Consider the following 19,129-nt stretch of genomic DNA (forward strand, 5'->3'; position numbering starts at 1 on the left):
GCGACGCAGGGCCCGCCCGCCCACGCGTCCACGTGCTGTCGGCCCCCGCGCCACACCCCCGTCGCCGACAGCCGGATTCCTCCGACGGAGCATCCGGCTGTCGGCGCACCACGGGGTGCGGCGGGGGGATGTGTCAGCCGACGTCGAGGGCGAGGAGGTCGTCCTCGGTCTCGGGCCGCACGACGTACCGGGCCTGCCCGTCGCGCACGGCGAGCACGCCCGGGCGCGGCAGGAGGTTGTAGTTCGAGGCCATCGAGCGCCCGTAGGCGCCGGTGGCGGGCACGGCGAGGAGGTCACCGGAGGTGACGTCGCCCGGCAGGAGGACGTCACGCACGACGATGTCCCCGCTCTCGCAGTGCTTGCCCACGACCCGGGACACGACGGCGGGCGCCTCGCTGCGGCGGTTCGCGACGGCGGCGGTGTAGGCGGCGTCGTAGAGGGCGGTGCGGATGTTGTCGCTCATCCCGCCGTCGACGGAGACGTAGCGGCGCTCGGTGCCGTCCTCCGTCGTCACCGGCTTGACCGTGCCGACCCGGTAGAGGGTCAGGCCCGCCGGGCCGACGACGGCGCGCCCCGGCTCGACCGACACCCGCGGCGGCGGGGTGGCGAGCTCGGCGGACAGGCGGCGCACGACGTCGGCGAGGGCCGGGGCGATCTGCGCGGGCGTGGGCGGGAGGTCCCCGCCGGTGTAGGAGATGCCGTAGCCGCCGCCGAGGTCCACCTCGGGCATGAGCGTGCCGGTCTCGGCGGCCACCTCGGCGCGCAGGCGCAGGAGCGCACCGGCGGCGACCTCGAAGCCGGACAGGTCGAGGATCTGGGAGCCGATGTGGGAGTGCAGCCCCAGGAGCGTGAGCTCGGGGCGCGCGAGGACGGCGTCGACGGCGGCGCGGGCGGCGCCGCTCGTGAGGGACAGGCCGAACTTCTGGTCCTCGTGGGCGGTGGCGATGAAGTCGTGGCCACCGGCGTGGACGCCGGTCGTCACGCGCACCATGACGGGCGCGGGCAGGTCGAGCCGCCCGGCGAGGTCGGCGAGGTGCTCGATCTCCCCGAGGGAGTCGACGACGATGCGCCCCACCCCGGCCCGCAGCGCCCGCTCGAGCTCGGCGTCGGACTTGTTGTTGCCGTGCAGCGCGACCCTGTCCCCCGGCACGCCGGCGCGCAGCGCCACGGCGAGCTCCCCGCCCGTGGACACGTCCACGTGCATGCCCTCCTCGGCCACCCAGCGGTCGACGGCGACGGACGCGAAGGCCTTGCTCGCGTAGTAGACGTCCGCACCGGCGAGGTCGGCGAAGGCCTCGGTGAAGGCGGTGACGAAGGCGCGGGCGCGGCCGCGCAGGTCCGCCTCGTCGAGGACGTAGACGGGGGTGCGGTGCTCGGCGGCGATGTCACGCACGTCGATGCCGCCCACCTCGAGGCTGCCGTCGGCGGTGCGGCGGACCGAGCCCGCCCACGGGGTGCTGGGGTCCGCGGCGGACGGCTCGGGCGCCGTCGTCGGGGCGCTCACATGCGCTCCGGGGCGGAGACGCCGAGGAGGCGCAGACCGTTGGCGATGACCTGGCCGGTGGCGTCGTTGAGCCACAGCCGGGTGCGGTGGACGTCCTCGACGGGGTCCTCCCCGCGCGGGGAGACCCGGCTCTGGTCGTACCAGCGGTGGTAGGCCGCGGCGAGGTCCTCGAGGTAGCGCGCCACGCGGTGCGGCTCGCGCAGGCGGGCGGCACGGGCGACCAGCTCGGGGAAGCCGGCGAGGTGGCCGAGCAGCACGCTGTCCGCCTCGCTGCCGATGAGCGTGGGGTCGAAGGCGTCCTCGCGGCGCACGCCGTGCTGCTCCGCGTTGCGGCTCACGTTGCGGATGCGGGCGTGCGCGTACTGGACGTAGTAGACGGGGTTGTCCATGTTCTTCTCGCGCAGCTTCTCCCCGTCCAGGCTCAGCGGGGAGTCCGCGGGGAAGCGCGCGAGGGTGTAGCGGACGGGGTCGGTGCCGATCCACTCGATGAGGTCGCTCAGCTCGATGATGTTGCCGGCGCGCTTGCTCAGCCGGGCCCCGGCGACGGACACGAGCTGGCCGATGAGGACCTCGATGTTGACCTCGGGGTCGTCGCCCGCGCAGGCCGCGATCGCCTTGAGCCGGTTGACGTAGCCGTGGTGGTCGGCACCGAGGAGGTAGATCTTCTCGGGGAAGCCGCGGTCCTTCTTCGACAGGTAGTACGCGGCGTCCGCGGCGAAGTACGTGGGGGTGCCGTCGGCGCGGATGAGGACGCGGTCCTTGTCGTCACCGAAGTCGGTGGTGCGCAGCCAGACGGCGCCGTCGGCGTCGTAGACGTGCCCCTGCTCGCGCAGACGCGCGACGGCGGTCTCGACGGCACCGCTGCCGTGGAGCTCGCGCTCGGAGAAGTAGACGTCGAAGTGGACCTCGAACTCGGCGAGGACCTCCTGGATCTCGCCGAGCTGGAGCCGGTAGCCGGTCTCCCGGGCGACGGCGACGGCCTCGTCCTCGGGCAGCTCGAGGAGGTCGGGGCGCTGGGCGAGCACCTTGCGGGCGAGCTGGGTGACGTACTCGCCGCGGTACCCGCCCTCGGGGACCTCGGTGCCGGCGGCCCGGGCGAGGACCGAGGCGCCGAACTTGTCCATCTGGGCACCGGCGTCGTTGATGTAGTACTCCGGCGTCACGTCGGCGCCGGAGGCGCGGAGCAGCCGGACGAGGGCGTCGCCGAGCGCCGCCCACCGGGTGTGACCGATGTGGAGGGGGCCGGTGGGGTTGGCCGAGACGAACTCGAGGTTGACGGCGTGGCCGGCGAGAGCCTCGTTGCGGCCGTAGGCCTCCCCCGTCTCGACGATCGACCGGGCGAGCTCACCCGCGGCACCGGCCTCGAGGCGGATGTTGAGGAAGCCCGGGCCCGCCACGGAGGCCTCCGCGACACCGGCCGCCCCGCCGAGGCGCTCGGCGAGCATCTCGGCGAGTGCGCGCGGGTTCGTGCCGGCCTTCTTGGCCAGCTGCATCGCGACGTTCGTCGCCCAGTCCCCGTGCTCCCGCTGTCGCGGGCGCTCGACCTTGACCTCGCCGATCTCCTCGGCGGACAGGGCCAGGGTGCCGTCGGCGACGGCGTCAAGGAGGCAGGAGCGGATGAGCGCGGCGAGTTCGGTCGGAGTCACCGAACCAGGGTACAAGTGCCGCGATCCCCTCCCGTGCGTGGGCTACAGCGGCAGGCTGGCGTAGAACTGGCTCACGTAGTCGGCGCTGCCGGTGATCTGCAGGACGTGACCGCGGTCGGTGGTCCAGATGTAGCGGCCGCGCTCGTCCTCGAGGAAGAAGGCCCAGAAGGTGCCGGTCTCGTTGGTGTACGTGTCACCGGTGTCGACCTGCTCGCCGTCCACGGCCTCGACCATCTCGGCGGCGAAGGCGTCGGCGGCCTCGTTGTCGGGCCACAGGGTCGCCCGCATCTCGATGGTCTCGTCGCCGCTCTCGTAGGTGCCGCGGTAGGCCTCGACCGCCCCGTTGACACGGTCGTCGGGGGTGAAGCCCTCCTCGGACAGCTCGAAGGTGAGGTCACCGACGGAGACGGTCTCGTCGAGGTCGGCGAGCAGCTCGGAGGCGGGCTCCGCGCTCGGGTCCTCCGTCGTGGCGCTCGGCTCCGGCTCCTCGGTCGGCTCCTCGCTGGTCGAGGGCTCCGTCGGCTCCTCGGTCTCCTCCGGCGTGGTGGTCGCCTCCGCCGTCGGGGTCGGCGACGTCGCGGGCGCCGGGTCCTCGTCGTCCCCGCCCAGGAGGAGGGCCGCGGCGATGCCGCCGGCCACGAGGAGGACGACGACGGCGATGACGGCGGGCAGCACCCACCGCGGGCGCCCGCCGTCGGGCTCGGGCTCCGGCTCCGGCTCGGTGGTGCTCGCGTCGGAGTAGATCGTGCGGCCGGGGTCGGGGGCCTGGCCGTAGCTCGCGGCCGGGTAGGCCGCGGTCGTGTCGTCCGCGGGCGGGGTCTGCGGCGCGTCGTAGGGCGAACGCGCGAAACCCTCGCCCTCGTCGGGGGTGCGGGGGGCGTCGTCGTCGGACGGTTCGGGCGTCGGGCCCGTGGGCGGCTGCTGGCTCATGTCGTCTCCTTCACGTCCGGCGCGGGAACGCCTGGGAAGTGCGGCGTCCACCCTAGGACCTCATCCTCCCCCTGTCTCTCCACGACCGCCGGACGTGGCGGGCGCCACGTCCGGCGGATGTGAGGATGACGCGCCGCCCCTGATAGCATCGCCGAGCGTCGTGCCCCTGTAGCTCAGTGGATAGAGCGTCTGCCTCCGGAGCAGAAGGTCGCTGGTTCGAGTCCAGTCGGGGGCACTCATGCTGCCCGGAGGCGGGCGGCCGGCTCAGGCCGGGGCCCACCACCGCGGCAGGGCGGACATGATCTCCCGCGAGCGGGTGACGGAGTCGGTCGTGTCCTGCGCCGCCCACACCCCGACCGCCGCCGCGCAGGCAGCGCCGACCATCTGGGCCGCCGTCATCTCGTCGATGTCGATGACCCGCCCGCGCTCGGCTAACCGGTGGTGGGCCTCGAGCGCCCGCTCGGCGAGGGCGTCGGCGACGATCCGCTGGAACTGGTGGTCGCCGTCGCTGGCGAAGAGCCGGCGGTACGTGGGGCGGTTCCCGGCGATGTGGTCGAGCATCCCCGCCAGGGCGGCGCCGTAGGCCTCGGACACCCCGTCCATGTCCTCCGGGAGGCTCGCGACGTCCACGGACGCGAGGTCGTTGATGAGGGACGAGTACATGTAGCCGGCGAACTCGGCGACCGAGGAGAAGTGCTTGTAGAAGGTCGTCCGGTGGATGCCGGCAACCCGGCACAGCTCCGAGACGTTGATCTCGCTGATCGACTGGTCCTCGAGGAGGGTGGTCATGGCACGCTCCAGGAGCGCCAGCGTGCGCCGCGTGCGCGGGTCGGTGTGCGACTCGTGGAGGGTCATCGCCACATTGTGCACCACCTCACCCCCCGGGAGGGGGCTGTTCACACGTCGGCCGGAAAGGCCGCGGAACCGTCACCGTGGGCGCCGTCGTCCCACTGCCCGCGGGCGCGCAGGACGCCGCGCAGCACCGTCGGCCGGTCGGTGACCAGGCCGTCGACACCGAGGTCGAGGAGCCGGTGCATGGTGGGGGCGTCGTCGATGGTCCACACGTGGACCTCCAGGCCCAGGCGGTGGGCACGCCGGACGAAGGCGGGGGTGACGACCGGGACGCCACGGTGGCGCACGGGCACCTGCACGCACACGGCGCGGTCCGTCGTCGTGCCCGACGGCGTGGGGACGCCGCGCAGGGGGACGCCGAGCGTCGCGCCGACGACGAGCCGGGCGGTCTCCTGCCGGGCGAGGCTCGTGGCGACCCGTCCCTGGGTGGCCCGGCGCACGACCTCCACCCGGCGGTCGGAGAAGGACGCGAGGCAGACGCGGTCGCCCGCTCCCGCCTCGGCGATCGTGCGGAGCGCCGGCCCGACGACGCCGTCCTCCTTGAGGTCGATGTTGAGGCGCAGGCGCGGGAAGTCCCGCAGCGCCTCGTCGAGCCGCACGAGGGACCCGCCGGAGCGGTCCCGCAGCCGCGCGGCCTGCTCCCACGTCAGCGCGGCGAGGGGACCGTGGCCGTCGGTCGTCCGGTCGAGCGTGGGGTCGTGGTGGAGGACGACGACACCGTCCGCGGTGCAGCGGACGTCCGTCTCGAAGTAGCGGTAGCCGAGGGCCTCGACGTGCTCCAGGGCGGCGCGGGAGTTCTCCGGCACCTCCGCCCCTCCCCCGCGGTGCGCGAGCGCGGCCGGGCCGTGCCGGTCGAGGTAGGGGGTCCCTCCGGCGCGGCCGCCGCTCAGGAGGCCGTGCACTGGTTCGGGGCGACCAGGGTGAGGCCGAGCGAGGCGAGGAAGGGCAGCGGGTCGACCGTCGTGCCGTAGGCGCGGGTCGGGAAGGGGTTGCGCGGGCGGGGCTCCGGCTCCTCCGACGGCTCCTCGCTGGGCTCCTCCGACGGCTCCGGGCTGGGGGTCTCGGTGGGGTCCGGGCTGGGGGTCTCGCTGGGGTCCGGGCTAGGCGTCTTGCTGGGGTCCGGGCTGGGGGTCTCGCTCGGGTCGGGACTGGGCGTCTCGCTGGGGTCCGGGCTGGGCGTCTCGCTGGGGTCCGGGCTGGGCGTCTCGCTCGGGTCCGGACTGGGCGTCTCGCTCGGGTCCGGACTGGGCGTCTCGCTCGGGTCCGGGCTCGGCGTCTCGTCCTCGCCCGGCGTCTCGTCCTCGCCCGGCGTCTCGTCCTCGCCCGGCGTCTCGTCCTCGCCCGGCGTCTCGTCCTCGCCGGGCGTCTTGTCGTCGCTCGGCGTCTTGTCGTCGCTCGGGCTCGGGGCGGAGCTGAGGACCATGGCGGTGGACGTCCGGGTGACCGGGGTCTTCGTCAGCCCGAGGCCGGCGTCGGAGGTGTGGATCTCGAAGTGGAGGTGCGGGCCGGTGGAGTTGCCGTTGCTCCCCACCTCGGCGATGACCTCACCGGCGCGCACGTGCTGCCCGGGCTCGACGAAGACGCCCTCGGGGTACATGTGGACGTACCAGCTGTAGAAGGTCGTGTCGCGGACCGTGTGCTCGATGATGACGAGCTCGCTGGAGCGGCCCAGGCGCCCGGCGCCGGTGTAGACGACCGTGCCGTCGGTGACGGCGTGGATGGGCGTGCCGAGCGGGGCGGCGAAGTCCACGCCCATGTGGAGGGAGTAGGTGCCGAAGATCGGGTGGGTGCGGTAGCCGTAGGGCGAGGTCACCCGGTAGGTGCCCGGGGCCACCGGGTAGCTCGCGCACAGCGGGGAGTCGCTGAAGGGGTCGGTGTGCGCCTTGAGGGTGGCGACCGACTCGGCGACGAGCGTGACACCGCCGCCGAGACCGAAGGTCTCCACGGGCTCGGCCTCGAGGGTGAGGTCCGCCGTGACGAACGCACCGCCCGGCACCTTCGTGGGGCTCGGTGCCGCCGTCCCGGCGGTCGTCAGGGCCGTGGCGCCGACGAGGAGGGCGGCGCAGCCGAGCAGTCCCGCGCGCCGGAGCCGTGCCAGCCCGCCGGGACGCGCACCAATTGCAGGAGCGTCGGCGGTAGGCGCCGGCAAACCCCCTGCAGTGAGTGACATCCACGTCCCCTTGCGATCTCGGCCGCGCAGGCACGCGGCCGGCCCAGCGTAACCGAGGTCACACGCCCGGGTCCATCCGCCCATCGGGCAGACCGAAGGGCAGCGTCCTCAGCAGTCGGCGGAGACCATGACGGCGTCGTGGTCGGCGAGGAAGGCGCCGGGGTCCGTCGTCGTCCCGGACTCGTCGAGATGGATCTCGAGGTGGAGGTGGGGCCCGGTGGAGTTGCCGTTGTTCCCGACCTCGCCGATGACCTCTCCGCCGCGGACCTGCTGGCCCTCGGTGACGAAGACGCCGTCCTCGTACATGTGGACGTACCAGCTGAAGAAGGTCTGGCCGTCGATCTCGTGCTCGACGATGACGAGCATGCTCGAGCGCCCGTCCAGGCCCTCACCCGCGTGGACGACGACGCCGTCGGCGACCGCGTGGATGGGGGTGCCGAGCGGGGCGGCGAAGTCGAGGCCCTCGTGCTTGGTCCACGTGCCCTGGATCGGGTGCACGCGGTTCCCGTACAGGGAGCTCTGCGTGTAGGTGCCGACGGCCAGGGGCATCGCCATCCGCTCGGCTCCGAGCGCGGCACCGGCGCCGTTGGCGCCGCTGCCGGTGAGGGCGCTGCACACCGCGGCGTCACGGTCGACGCTGCGCGAGCTCTGGACGAGCGCGCGGGCGGAGGCGCTGGAGTCGGCGAGGAGGGCAGCGGTGCTGCCGGCGGCGTCGGAGTCGAGCTGGGAGGCGGCGGCGTCGAGGGCGTCGAGGACGGTCTCGCCGGCCGGGACGGTGGCCACGGCGGGCAGCTCCTCGGCGGCGCCGTGGTCGGTGCCGACGAAGCCGGCGAGCGGGGCCACGATCGTCGCGGCACCGAGCGCACCGAGGACGGCCGCGCGGGGCATCCAGCGGGGGGCGTGCACGCGGACCGGGCGGCGCGCGGAGGCCTGCTCCGCGGCGCGCAGCTCGGCGCGGCTGCGGTACTGCGGACGGGCAGGCGCGCTGCCCTGCGGGGCCGCGGCGGCGGGCGCGCTGCTCTCCTGCGGGGCGGCGGCGTCCTGCGAGGCGGTGGCCGCGTGCCGGGCCTGGCCGATGCGGCCGACGGTGCCGTCGAGCGGGACGGTGGCGACGAGCGAGCCGGTGAGCGCGGACGCCGCGTGGGCGGCCGCCTCCCGGACGGCGAGCTGGCCGTTGCGGCGCTCTGCCTCCCGCAGCTGCCGTCGCGTCACCGGTGCCGTGGAGGGCATCGAGGCGCGCACGGGCATAGGGAACCTTTCGGTGGATGGAGGGCCGCCGGGCGGACCCGGCGTGTCACGAAACAGTAACGACACCCGTGCTGCGGAGTCCACAAACGCGTCGGACCCTGTGCACGAGTGGTTCAGGAGGCGGCGCTGTGGCGCTGCATCGAGTCAGACACCTCGCCGACGAGCTCCTCGAGGATGTCCTCGAGGAAGACGACACCGACCGTCGGGCCACCCGCCGGGCCGACCCCGGCGAGGTGCGTCCCGGTGCGCTGCATGACCGCCAGGACGTCCTCGATCTCGTCTGTTGGCGCCACTCTGGGCAGCGCGCGCACCCGCCAGCGCGGGACCGGCTGGGCGCGCAGCGGGCCCTCGGCGTAGAGGACGTCCTTGATGTGGAGGTACCCGTGGACGACGCCGTCGAGGTTGCGCACCGGGAAGCGGGAGAAACCCGTCCGCGCGACCGCCGCCTCGAAGGCCTCGGGGGTGGTCCCGTCCTCCAGGGTGACGAGGTTCTCATCGGCGACCATGACCTCGGCGGCGTCCTTCTCTGAGAACTCCAGCGCCCCGGACAGCAGCCCGAGCTCGTCCTGGAGCACGCCCTCCCGCTGCGAGCGCTCGATGATCGCGGCGACCTCCTCGGCGGTGAAGGCCGAGGCGACCTCGTTCTTCGGCTCGACGCCGAACAGCCGCAGGACGAGGTTGGCGAGCTCGTTGAGCGCGTGGATGAGCGGGGACAGGACGCGGGAGAGGAGGACGAGCGGCGGCCCGAACCACATCGCCGCCTTCTCCGGGCTGGTGACCGCGAGGTTCTTCGGCACCATCTCCCCGACGACGACGTGGAGGTAGATGACGAGCGCGAGCGCCACGGCGAAGCCGACGACGTGCGCGGACGCCGCGGGCAGGCCGAGGTCCATGAGGGGCCCCTCGACGAGGCGCGCGATGGCCGGCTCGGCCACCGCACCGATCCCGGTGGAGCACACGGTGATGCCGAGCTGGGCGCAGGCCATCATGAGCGTCGCGTGCTCCATGGCCCACAGCACCGTGCGGGCGCGGCGGGAGGTCTCGGCGAGCGGCTCGACCCGGCTGCGCCGCGCGGACATGATCGCGAACTCGGCGCCGACGAAGAAGGCGTTGGCCACGAGGAGGACGAGGCCGACGAGCAGGGCGGTTCCCGAGCTCATGCGTCCACCTCCGTCCCGCGTGCGCGCAGTCGCTCGATGCGCCGGCCGTCCATGAGCTCCACGCGCAGGACGACGCCGGGCAGCTCGACCTCGTCACCGACCTCGGCGATCCGCCCGAGCCGGGCCATGACGAGGCCGCCGAGCGTCTCGTAGGGCCCGTCGTCGGGGACGACGAGGTGGGCGAGGTGCGCGAGCTCGTCGGGGCGCATGACACCGGGGACGGCCCAGCTGCCGTCAGCGGTCTCGTGGGCGCCGGCGCGGCGGCGGTCGTGCTCGTCGGACACCTCGCCGACGATCTCCTCGACGACGTCCTCGAGGGTGACGATGCCGGACGTGCCGCCGTACTCGTCGACGACGACCGCCATCTGCATGCCGTCGTCACGCAGGGAGACGAGCAGCGCGGCGAGCCCGAGCGTCTCGGGGACGCGCGGTGCCGGGATCATCAGGCTGCCGGCCGTCACCGGGACGTCGGCGCGGCGGTCGTGGGGCACGGCGATGGCGCGGCGCAGGTTGACCAGGCCGACGACGTCGTCGTCGTCGTCACCGAGGACGGGGAAGCGGGAGTGGCCGGTGCGGCGGGCGGTGGAGACGACGTCGGCCGCCGTCGCCGTGCGCGGCAGCGCCGTCATCCGCACGCGGTCGGTCATGACGTCGACGGCGGTGAGCGCCCCGATCCCGATGGAGCGGGTGAGGAGCGTGGCCGTGCCGATGTCGAGCGTGCCCTGCTCCGCCGAGCGGCGCACGAGCGCGGTGAGCTCGCTGGCGGAGCGGCCCCCGGCGAGCTCCTCGACCGGCTCGACGCCGAAGCGGCGCAGGATCGCGTTCGCGTTGCCGTTGAGGAGGGAGATGACCGGACGCAGCACGCGGGTGAAGCCGCGCTGCAGCGGGGCGACGACGCCTGCCGTCGCGAAGGGGTCGGCGAGGGCGAGGTTCTTGGGGACGAGCTCCCCGAAGAGCATGGAGAAGCCGTTGACGAGCACGAGCGAGACGACGACGGCGGTCGCACCGGCGGCCGCGGTGGCCAGGCCGGTGGAGCCGAGCGGACCGCTCAGCAGCGTGACGAGGGCCGACTGCGCCGTGTAGCCGAGCAGGACGGTGGTGAGCGTGATGCCCACCTGCGCGCCGGAGAGCTCGGTCGACAGGTGCTGCAGGGCCCGCTGCACGCCGAGGGCACGCTTGTCCCCGGCGGCCACGCGCCGGTCGACGGTGGCCGGGTCCATCGCGACGAGGGAGAACTCGGCCGCGACGAAGACGGCGGTGCCGGCGGTCAGCGCCACGCCCAGCAGGACGAGCAGCCACTCGGTCAGCACCGGGGCGTCCCTGGCTGGACGGGGAGGAGGCCGCCGGGACTCGGGGGCTCGGCGTCCGCGTCGCCCTCCGGATGTCGGGGCTCGGCGTCCGCCTCGGGACTCGGGGGGTCCGCGTCCGGTCCCGCGGCGGTGCCGGGGACCTCCAGCGGGCTCGTCTGTTGCTGCGCCATAGTGCGGACACGATACCGGCAGGAGGTGCGCACGGGGGTACTGCGGGGCACCGGTGTGCCAGAGTGCACTCATGGCCCACACCGGTCCCCCCACCACCGATGCCACCCGGGTGCTCGTCGTCGAGGACGAGCCGGACATCGCGGCGCAGATCGCCCACCGGCTGGCCGCCGAGGGCTGGCGCGTCGAGATCGCCGGCGACGGCCCCGGCGGGGTGGCCGCGGCGCGGACCTTCCTGCCCGACGCCGTCGTCCTCGACGTCATGCTGCCCGGGCTCGACGGCCTCGAGGTGTGCCGCCGGATCCAGGCCGAGCGCGAGGTGCCGGTCCTCATGCTCACCGCCCGCGACGACGAGACCGACATCCTCGTGGGCCTCGGCGTCGGCGCCGACGACTACATGACCAAGCCCTTCTCCATGCGCGAGCTGCTCGCCCGCCTCAAGGCGCTGCTGCGCCGCGCCGAGCGGGCCCGTCGCACGGCCGTGGAGGACAGCGGCGAGCCCGGCGAGGCCCCGCTCGTCCTCGGTGACCTCGAGATCGACCGCAACCAGCGCCGGGTGCGCCGCGGCGGCACCGAGGCCCACCTCACGCCCACCGAGTTCGACCTCCTCGTGTGCCTCGCCGCGAGCCCCCGCACGGTGTTCTCCCGGGAGAAGCTCCTCGCGGAGGTGTGGGACTGGGCCGACGCGTCCGGCACCCGCACGGTCGACTCCCACGTCAAGGCGCTGCGTCGCAAGCTCGGTGCCGACCTCGTGCGCACTGTCCACGGCGTCGGCTACGCGCTGGAACCGACCGAGGACGCCGCGGAGGCACGGTGAGCGGCCCGGGCGCGCGGCACGCCCGCGGGGGCCTGCGGATGTCGCGCCCCCTCGACCGCTTCGGCTCCCTCAAGATCAAGCTCGGCGTGCTCGTGGCCGTCACCGTCACCGCCGCCGCCTTCCTCACCTGGCTGGGGCTGCGCCACGAGCTGGGCCCCACCCGCACCTTCCCCCTCGCCATCGTCTCGGCGCTCGTCGTCACCCAGGTGCTGGCCCACGGCATGACCTCCCCGCTGCGGGAGATGACCGCCGCGGCGCGCGCGATGGCGCGTGGTGACTACTCGCGCCGGGTGACGGCGACGAGCAGCGACGAGGTCGGCGAGCTCGCCCGGGCCTTCAACCAGATGGCCGAGGACCTCGCGTCCGTCGACACCGCCCACCGGGAGATCGTCGCCAACGTCTCCCACGAGCTGCGCACCCCTGTGGCCGCGCTGCAGGCCCAGCTGGAGAACCTCGCCGACGGCGTCGTGCCCGCCTCCCCCGAGGCGCTGGAGGGGGCGCTGCGCCAGACGCAGCGGCTGGGCCGGCTCGTGGGCTACCTCCTCGACCTCTCGCGGGTGGAGGCGGGCGTCGTGGGGCTGGAGCTCGAGGACGTCGCCGTCCGGACGCTCGTGGACGAGGCCGTCGCGGAGGCGGCGGCCGCCGCCAGTGCCGGAGGCCGGGACGTGCGCTGGGAGGTGACGGTGGAGCCGCCCGAGCTGCGGCTGCGGGTGGACCCCGTGCGGATCTCCCAGGTGCTCGCCAACCTGCTCGACAACGCCGTCCGGCACACGCCGTCGGGCACGCTCGTGTCGGTGCGGGCGTCCTCGGCGGCGCTGCGCGGGGAGGTGGTCATCGACGTCGTCGACTCCGGCGCCGGCATCCCGCCCGCCGACCGGGAGCGGGTCTTCGAGCGCTTCCAGCGGGGCAACAGCCCCTCGCTCACCGGGCGGGCGAGCACGGGGGGCACGGGGCTGGGGCTGGCGATCTCCCGGTGGGCGGTGGCGATCCACGGCGGCACGATCGAGGTCGCCGACTCCCAGGCCGGTGAGGGCGCCACCGTCCGGCTCCGGCTGCCCACCCGCGGCCCCCGGCTGCCACGGTCCGCGGGGACGTTGCAGGGCCCCGCCTGACACTGCCTTGACCGCCGGTTGGGACTGAGGTCCGAGGCGCGCGGGCAGGACGACTGATATGGGTCGATCGCCGCTCTCGGCTCCGTCCGGCGCGTCCGCATCGCCTACGCTTGAAGGGCACTTTCTCCTCCATCCACACACGTCTCGGAAGAGGGCGATCCCCGAAGTGTCCACTCAGGAGCACCCTGACCCCGCTGCCGCTGCGTTCGGCACGAATGAATGGCTCATCGAGGAGCTGTTCGAGCAGTACAAGAAGGACCCCGAGCTCGTCGACCCGGCGTGGTGGGACTTCTTCAAGGACTACGAGCCCGGCAACGGCGCCGCCGAGAGCCCGGCCGCTCAGCAGCCCTCGACCCAGCCGTCCGCACCGCAGCAGCCGCCCTCCGCCGGCACGAGCGACCGTGAGGACGCGCCCGCCGCCGACCCGAGCCCGGCACCGGAGGCCCGCTCGACGAGCAGCGCCGACGAGGCCCGGCCCACGTCCGTGCCCGGCTCGGACACGACGGCCGGCAACCCGGCGCCGGCCCCGCAGGCCCGCAAGGTCGCCGAGACCGTGGCCCAGGAGCCCGCCCCCGAGGCGTCCGCCCAGCCCGCCGTCGCCGGCTACACCTCCACCCCCGCCTCCCGCCAGCGCGTCGAGGCCCCCACCGACGGCACGGTCAAGCTGCGCGGCCCCGCCGCGCGCGTCGTCAAGAACATGGAGGCGAGCCTCGAGGTGCCGACCGCGACGAGCGTGCGCGCCGTCCCGGCCAAGCTCCTCGTCGACAACCGCATCGTCATCAACAACCACCTCGCCCGCGGGCGGGGCGGCAAGATCTCCTTCACCCACCTCATCGGCTACGCCGTCGTCGAGGCCCTGGGCAAGCTGCCGGAGATGAACGCCTCCTACGCGGAGGTCGACGGCAAGCCGGCGATGAACCAGCCGGCGAGCGTCAACTTCGGCCTCGCCATCGACCTGCCCAAGCCGGACGGCACGCGCCAGCTCCTCGTCCCGTCGGTCAAGGCCGCCGACAAGATGGACTTCGGCCAGTTCCGGATCGCCTACGAGGAGCTCGTCCGCAAGGCGCGGAACAACAAGCTCACCGTCGAGGACTTCGCCGGCACGACGATCACGCTCACCAACCCCGGCACGATCGGCACCGTCCACTCGATGCCGCGGCTCATGGTCGGGCAGGGCACGATCGTCGGCGTCGGGGCGCTGGACTACCCGGCCGAGTACAAGGGCGCCTCCGAGGAGACCCTCGCCCGCGCCGGCGTCTCCAAGATCCTCACGCTCACCTCCACCTACGACCACCGCATCATCCAGGGCGCGGCGTCCGGGGAGTTCCTCCGCATCCTGGAGGAGAAGCTGCTCGGCCAGGACGGGTTCTACGACCGCGTCTTCGCCTCGCTGCGCGTGCCCTACGAGCCGGTCCGCTGGCAGCGCGACGTCCACGTCGACCCGGAGACCGAGATGGGCAAGCCCGCCCGGATCGCCGAGGTCATCCACTCCTACCGCTCGCGCGGCCACCTCATGGCCGACACCGACCCGCTGACCTACCGTCAGCGCCGTCACCCCGACCTCGACATCACCAACCACGGGCTGTCGCTGTGGGACCTGGACCGCACCTTCCCCACGGGCGGCTTCGCCGGCACCAGCCGGCTGCCCTTCCGCGACATCCTCGGCATCCTGCGCGACACGTACTGCCGCACCATCGGCATCGAGTACATGCACCTGCAGGACCCGGTCGAGCGGCGCTGGATGCAGGCCCGGCTGGAGACGCCCTACCAGAAGCCCTCCCCCGAGGAGCAGCTGCAGATCCTGCGCAAGCTCGGGCAGGCCGAGGCCTTCGAGACCTTCCTCCAGACGAAGTACGTCGGGCAGAAGCGCTTCAGCCTCGAGGGCGGTGAGTCGCTCATCCCGATGCTCGACACCATCCTCACCGGTGCGGCGCGCGACGGCCTCGACGAGGTCGCGATCGGCATGGCCCACCGCGGCCGCCTCAACGTCCTCGCCAACATCGCCGGCAAGTCCTACGCCCAGGTCTTCTCCGAGTTCGAGGGCAACCAGGACCCGCGCACCATCCAGGGCTCCGGGGACGTCAAGTACCACCTCGGCACGGTCGGCCAGTTCACCGCGCACACCGGGGAGCAGACGCGGGTGTACCTCGCAGCCAACCCCTCCCACCTCGAGGCCGTCAACGGTGTCCTCGAGGGCGTCACGCGCGCCAAGCAGGACCGCATCGACCTCGGCCAGCAGGGCTTCTCCGTGCTGCCGATCCTCATCCACGGCGACGCGGCCTTCGCCGGCCAGGGTGTGGTGACCGAGACGCTCCAGCTGTCCCAGCTGCGCGGCTACCGCACCGGCGGCACCGTGCACATCCTGGTGAACAACCAGATCGGCTTCACCACCGGGCCGGCGAGCTCCCGCTCCACCCACTACCCCACCGACGTCGCCAAGGGTCTGCAGATCCCGATCTTCCACGTCAACGGGGACGACCCCGAGGCCGTGGCCCGGGTCGCGGAGCTGGCCTACGCCTACCGGCAGGAGTTCCACAAGGACGTCATCATCGACCTCGTGTGCTACCGCCGCCGCGGGCACAACGAGGGCGACGACCCCTCGATGACCCAGCCGGTCATGTACTCCCTCATCGAGAACAAGCGCAGCACCCGCAAGCTCTTCACCGAGGCGCTCGTCGGCCGCGGGGACATCACCCCGGAGCAGGCGGAGCAGGCGCTGCACGAGTACCAGTCCGAGCTCGAGAAGGCCTTCACCGAGACCCGCGAGGTGGGCTGGCGCCCGCCCGTCCGCGAGGACGAGCAGGTCGCCGGGCTCGAGCTGCCCGAGTCGCAGCAGGTCGACGCCGGCACGATGGTCGGCTGGCAGACCGCCGTGCCCGAGCCCGTGCTCGGCCGTATCGGCACGGCGCACGTGCGCCCGCCGGAGGGCTTCTCGGTCCACCCCAAGCTCGCCAAGCTCCTCGAGCGGCGCGAGGTCATGTCCCGCGAGGGCGACATCGACTGGGGCTTCGGGGAGATCCTCGCCTTCGGCTCCCTCCTCATGGAGGGCACGCCGGTGCGCCTCGCCGGGCAGGACTCCCGCCGCGGCACCTTCGTCCAGCGTCACGCGGTCTTCCACGACTCCGCGAGCGGCGCCGAGTGGACCCCGCTCATGTACCTCACCGGGGACCAGGCGAAGTTCTGGGTGTACGACTCCTCGCTGTCGGAGTACGCCGCGATGGCCTTCGAGTACGGCTACTCGGTGGAGCGGCCCGACGCGCTCGTCCTGTGGGAGGCCCAGTTCGGTGACTTCGTCAACGGCGCGCAGATCGTCGTCGACGAGTTCATCTCCTCCTCCGAGCAGAAGTGGGGCCAGCGGTCCTCGCTCGTCCTGCTCCTGCCCCACGGCTACGAGGGCCAGGGCCCGGACCACTCCTCCGGCCGCATCGAGCGCTTCCTCCAGCTGTGCGCGGAGGAGAACATGATCGTGGCCCAGCCGAGCACGCCGGCGAACCACTTCCACATGCTCCGCCGCCAGGCCTACAACCGCCCGCGGGTGCCCCTCATCGCCTTCACCCCGAAGCAGCTGCTGCGCCTGCGCGCGGCGGCCTCCCCGCTGGAGGACTTCACCAGCGGGACCTTCCGGACCGTGATCGGCGACCAGGACGGCACCCAGGGCGACGTGAGCCGCGTGCTCCTGTGCTCCGGGCGGGTCTACTACGACCTCGCCGCGCACCGGGAGAAGACGGGCGCGACGTCCACGGCGATCATCCGGCTCGAGCAGCTGTACCCGCTCGACCAGGACGCCGTGCGCGCCGAGCTCGACCGCTACCCGGGCGCCGAGGTCGTGTGGGTGCAGGACGAGCCGGCCAACCAGGGCGCGTGGACCTTCCTGTCCGACCACCTGTCCGGTGAGGCCCTCGGCGGGCGCGAGCTGCGCCTCGTCTCCCGTCCGGCGGCCGCCTCGCCGGCCACGGGCGCGGGCCGGGTCCACAAGGAGCAGCAGGCCACCCTCCTGGAGTCGGCCTTCGGCTGACCGGAGCGGCACGACGCGGGCCGGCCCCCTCGGGGCCGGCCCGCGGTAGGTTCAGGGCACTGACGAGAAGGGAGCCAGGGTGAGCGAGAGGGACGTGCGGATCTGCGTCGTCGGCGACGAGCTGTCCGCGGGGATGGGCGACGCCCGCGGGCTCGGCTGGGTGGGGCGCGTCGTCGCCCGCACGGACAGCGAGGACCCGCTGTTCGTCACCTCGCTGGCGGTGCCGGACGAGACGTCCACCGCCCTCTCGGGGCGCTGGGAGAGCGAGTGCCAGCGGCGTTTCGCCCCCGGGAGCGACAACCGGCTCGTCGTCGCCCTCGGCTCCGCCGACCTCACCGCGGGCCTGTCCCTGGCCCGCAGCCGCCTCAACCTCGCCAACGTCCTCGACAGCGCCCGCTCGCAGCAGGTCGAGGTCTTCGTCGTCGGGCCCCCGCCCCGTCCCGGGGTGGACGGCGACGCGCTGGGCGCCCTCTCGGACGCCTACGCGGACGTCTCCACCCGCCGTCAGGTCCGCTACGTCGAGACCTTCGCGCCGCTGCGCACCCACGACCAGTGGCTGGCCGACGTCGCCGCGGGCGACGGCGTGCACCCGGGCCAGGCCGGCTACGGGCTCCTCGCGTGGCTCGTGCTCCACAACGGCTGGCACGACTGGCTGGGCCTCCCCCACCCGAGCTGACCCCGCCCTTGCGCCGAGAGCCGGATTCCTCCGCGGAGGAATCCGGCTCTCGGCGTATGTGGGTTCTAGTAGCTGCGGACCCAGCCTGGGAGGTTCATCGGGTCGATCGTCGAGCCGTTCTTCCACACCTCGAAGTGGACGTGGCAGCCGGTGACGTTGCCGGTCATGCCGGTGTAGCCGACGACGTCGCCCTTGTCGACCCACTGCCCGGCGCGCACGTTGAAGCGGCTGAGGTGGTTGGTCACCGTGACGTAGCCGCTGCCGTTCATCGTCCCGTGGTCGATGATGACCTGGTTGCCGTGCGAGGCGTTGCCCGGCGCGGGGATGGTCGCCTTGACCGTGCCGCTCGCCGCCGCGACCTGCGCGTTGCCGCACGCGGAGCGGATGTCGACGCCGGCGTGGAACCACTCGTAGCCGGCGAGCGGGTGCATGCGCATGCCGTAGGGCGAGGTGACGTACAGCGGGTTGGGCACCGGCGGGATCATCGAGCCGGAGCTGCTGCCCCCACCGTTGGTGGAGCCACCGCCGCCGGAGGACGAGCCGCCACCGCTCGAGCCGCCGCTGGACCCACCGCTGCTCTGCGCGGCGGCCGCGCGTCGCTCGCGCTCACGGCGCTCCTGCTCGCGCCGCTCGGCCTCGCGCTCGGCGACAGTGCCCGCACGGTCCGCCTCGATGCCGGCGATGATGCCCGCGAGGCGGTCGTCGTCGGCCTCCTTCTGGGCGAGGTCCTCGTTGAGCCGGCCCTGCAGCGCCTCGAGCTCGGCCGCCAGCGCCGTCTGCTGCTCCTGGATCTGGACGATCTCCTGGCGGTGCGCGTCGGCGGCGGCCCGCGCCTCGTCGGCGGCGGCCACGGCCTCCTCGGCCTGCGCGTGGAGCTGGTCGATGCGGTCGCGCACGGCCTGCTGGCGCAGCTCGCGGTTGCGGTTGACGGCGGTGATGGTCTCGAGGTCGGTGATGACCTTCGTCTGGGTGCGCACCGCGGTGTCGACGATGGCCGTCTGGCGGATGAACTCCTCGCTCGACTCCGCGTTGAGGACCACCGACAGCCCGCTGAGGGAGGCCCCGCCGCGGTAGGTGCTGCGGGCGAGCTCACCGATGGACGAGCGGGTCGACTCGATCTGCGCGTCCCCCTCGGCGAGCTGCTCGCCGAGGTCCCCGAGCTCGCTCTCCGCGAGGGTGAGGCGGTCGGCCACCGCCTGCTCCTCGCGCTCGGCGGCCGCGAGCGCGTCCTGCGCCTCGGCCAGGGCGGCCTCGGCCAGGGGGAGGCGCGCGTTGGCGTCCTCGAGGGCGAGGTAGGCCGTGGCGAGGTCGGCGTTGGTGCCCTCGAGCCTGGACTCCAGCGCCTCCCGCTCACGGGCGAGCTCCTCGCGCTCCTCCCGCTGCTGGCGCAGCTGGCGGTCGTACTCGCGGATCTCGTCGTCGTAGTCGGCGACGGCGGAGGTCCCGCCGGCGAGGAGCACGACGGCGAGCGTCGCGGACAGCAGCGCGCGGAGGCGGCGGGGACTACGGGAGCTCGTCATG

At 73.6% G+C, this 19,129-nt stretch carries 14 protein-coding genes and 1 tRNA gene; 5 read left to right on the plus strand and 10 right to left on the minus strand.

Annotated features, from left to right (window positions below; genetic code table 11):
- Nucleotides 1-133 precede the first annotated feature (133 nt).
- The 3 genes from lysA to H9624_RS03785 are packed head-to-tail and all read right to left on the minus strand — an operon-like array spanning nt 134 to nt 4,080.
- The gene (gene lysA, locus H9624_RS03775; protein ID WP_251838547.1) at nt 134-1,504 is read right to left on the minus strand and encodes a diaminopimelate decarboxylase; all 1,371 of its coding nucleotides are present in this window, start codon (nt 1,502-1,504) and stop codon (nt 134-136) included.
- Complete coding sequence (gene argS, locus H9624_RS03780) at nt 1,501-3,150, minus strand: arginine--tRNA ligase (RefSeq protein ID WP_251838548.1); 1,650 nt, start codon at nt 3,148-3,150, stop codon at nt 1,501-1,503. The genes lysA and argS overlap by 4 nt, the downstream gene beginning before the upstream one ends.
- A 42-nt stretch (nt 3,151-3,192) precedes the next feature.
- Nucleotides 3,193-4,080: a hypothetical protein gene (locus H9624_RS03785; RefSeq protein WP_251838549.1), complete on the minus strand. Its 888-nt coding sequence runs from the start codon at nt 4,078-4,080 to the stop codon at nt 3,193-3,195.
- Nucleotides 4,081-4,242: 162 nt separating this feature from the next.
- Between H9624_RS03785 and H9624_RS03790 the strand changes: the two genes are divergently transcribed.
- A tRNA-Arg gene (locus H9624_RS03790) sits at nt 4,243-4,315 on the plus strand.
- A gap of 29 nt (nt 4,316-4,344) precedes the next feature.
- On the opposite strand, the gene H9624_RS03795 is transcribed toward H9624_RS03790, so the two are convergent.
- The 6 genes from H9624_RS03795 to H9624_RS03820 form a co-directional block, all read right to left on the minus strand.
- Nucleotides 4,345-4,935, minus strand: a complete 591-nt coding sequence (locus H9624_RS03795) for a TetR/AcrR family transcriptional regulator (RefSeq protein ID WP_251838550.1) — start codon at nt 4,933-4,935, stop codon at nt 4,345-4,347.
- 41 nt (nt 4,936-4,976) lie between these two features.
- A complete protein-coding gene (locus tag H9624_RS03800; RefSeq protein ID WP_251838551.1) occupies nt 4,977-5,834 on the minus strand; it encodes a glycerophosphodiester phosphodiesterase family protein in 858 nt (285 codons plus the stop codon).
- Complete coding sequence (locus H9624_RS03805) at nt 5,819-7,102, minus strand: M23 family metallopeptidase (RefSeq protein ID WP_251838552.1); 1,284 nt, start codon at nt 7,100-7,102, stop codon at nt 5,819-5,821. Before H9624_RS03805 ends, H9624_RS03800 begins: the two co-directional genes overlap by 16 nt.
- A gap of 108 nt (nt 7,103-7,210) precedes the next feature.
- Nucleotides 7,211-8,350, minus strand: a complete 1,140-nt coding sequence (locus H9624_RS03810; protein ID WP_251838553.1) for a M23 family metallopeptidase — start codon at nt 8,348-8,350, stop codon at nt 7,211-7,213.
- A gap of 113 nt (nt 8,351-8,463) precedes the next feature.
- Nucleotides 8,464-9,510 carry a hemolysin family protein gene (locus H9624_RS03815; protein WP_251838554.1) on the minus strand — a complete coding sequence of 349 codons (1,047 nt, stop codon included), beginning with the start codon at nt 9,508-9,510 and terminating at the stop codon, nt 8,464-8,466.
- Nucleotides 9,507-10,817: a hemolysin family protein gene (locus H9624_RS03820; protein WP_286010820.1), complete on the minus strand. Its 1,311-nt coding sequence runs from the start codon at nt 10,815-10,817 to the stop codon at nt 9,507-9,509. Before H9624_RS03820 ends, H9624_RS03815 begins: the two co-directional genes overlap by 4 nt.
- A gap of 244 nt (nt 10,818-11,061) precedes the next feature.
- Between H9624_RS03820 and H9624_RS03825 the strand changes: the two genes are divergently transcribed.
- The 4 genes from H9624_RS03825 (at nt 11,062) to H9624_RS03840 (ending at nt 17,608) form a co-directional block, all read left to right on the plus strand.
- Entirely contained in the window at nt 11,062-11,805 is a 744-nt protein-coding gene (locus H9624_RS03825; protein WP_251838556.1) for a response regulator, read from the plus strand.
- Complete coding sequence (locus H9624_RS03830) at nt 11,802-12,917, plus strand: sensor histidine kinase (protein ID WP_251838557.1); 1,116 nt, start codon at nt 11,802-11,804, stop codon at nt 12,915-12,917. Before H9624_RS03825 ends, H9624_RS03830 begins: the two co-directional genes overlap by 4 nt.
- Nucleotides 12,918-13,083: 166 nt before the next feature.
- Nucleotides 13,084-16,932, plus strand: coding sequence for a multifunctional oxoglutarate decarboxylase/oxoglutarate dehydrogenase thiamine pyrophosphate-binding subunit/dihydrolipoyllysine-residue succinyltransferase subunit (locus H9624_RS03835; RefSeq protein WP_251838558.1), 3,849 nt, complete (start codon nt 13,084-13,086; stop codon nt 16,930-16,932).
- Nucleotides 16,933-17,011: 79 nt separating this feature from the next.
- Complete coding sequence (locus tag H9624_RS03840; protein ID WP_251838559.1) at nt 17,012-17,608, plus strand: GDSL-type esterase/lipase family protein; 597 nt, start codon at nt 17,012-17,014, stop codon at nt 17,606-17,608.
- A 65-nt stretch (nt 17,609-17,673) separates the two neighbouring features.
- Here H9624_RS03840 and H9624_RS03845 read toward each other — a convergent pair whose 3' ends face one another.
- The gene (locus tag H9624_RS03845) at nt 17,674-19,128 is read right to left on the minus strand and encodes a M23 family metallopeptidase (RefSeq protein WP_251838560.1); all 1,455 of its coding nucleotides are present in this window, start codon (nt 19,126-19,128) and stop codon (nt 17,674-17,676) included.
- Nucleotide 19,129: the final 1 nt, after the last annotated feature.

The sequence above is a fragment of the Oceanitalea stevensii genome, from assembly GCF_014837105.1.
In the GTDB taxonomy this organism is placed as follows: Bacteria; Actinomycetota; Actinomycetes; order Actinomycetales; family Actinomycetaceae; genus Oceanitalea; species Oceanitalea stevensii.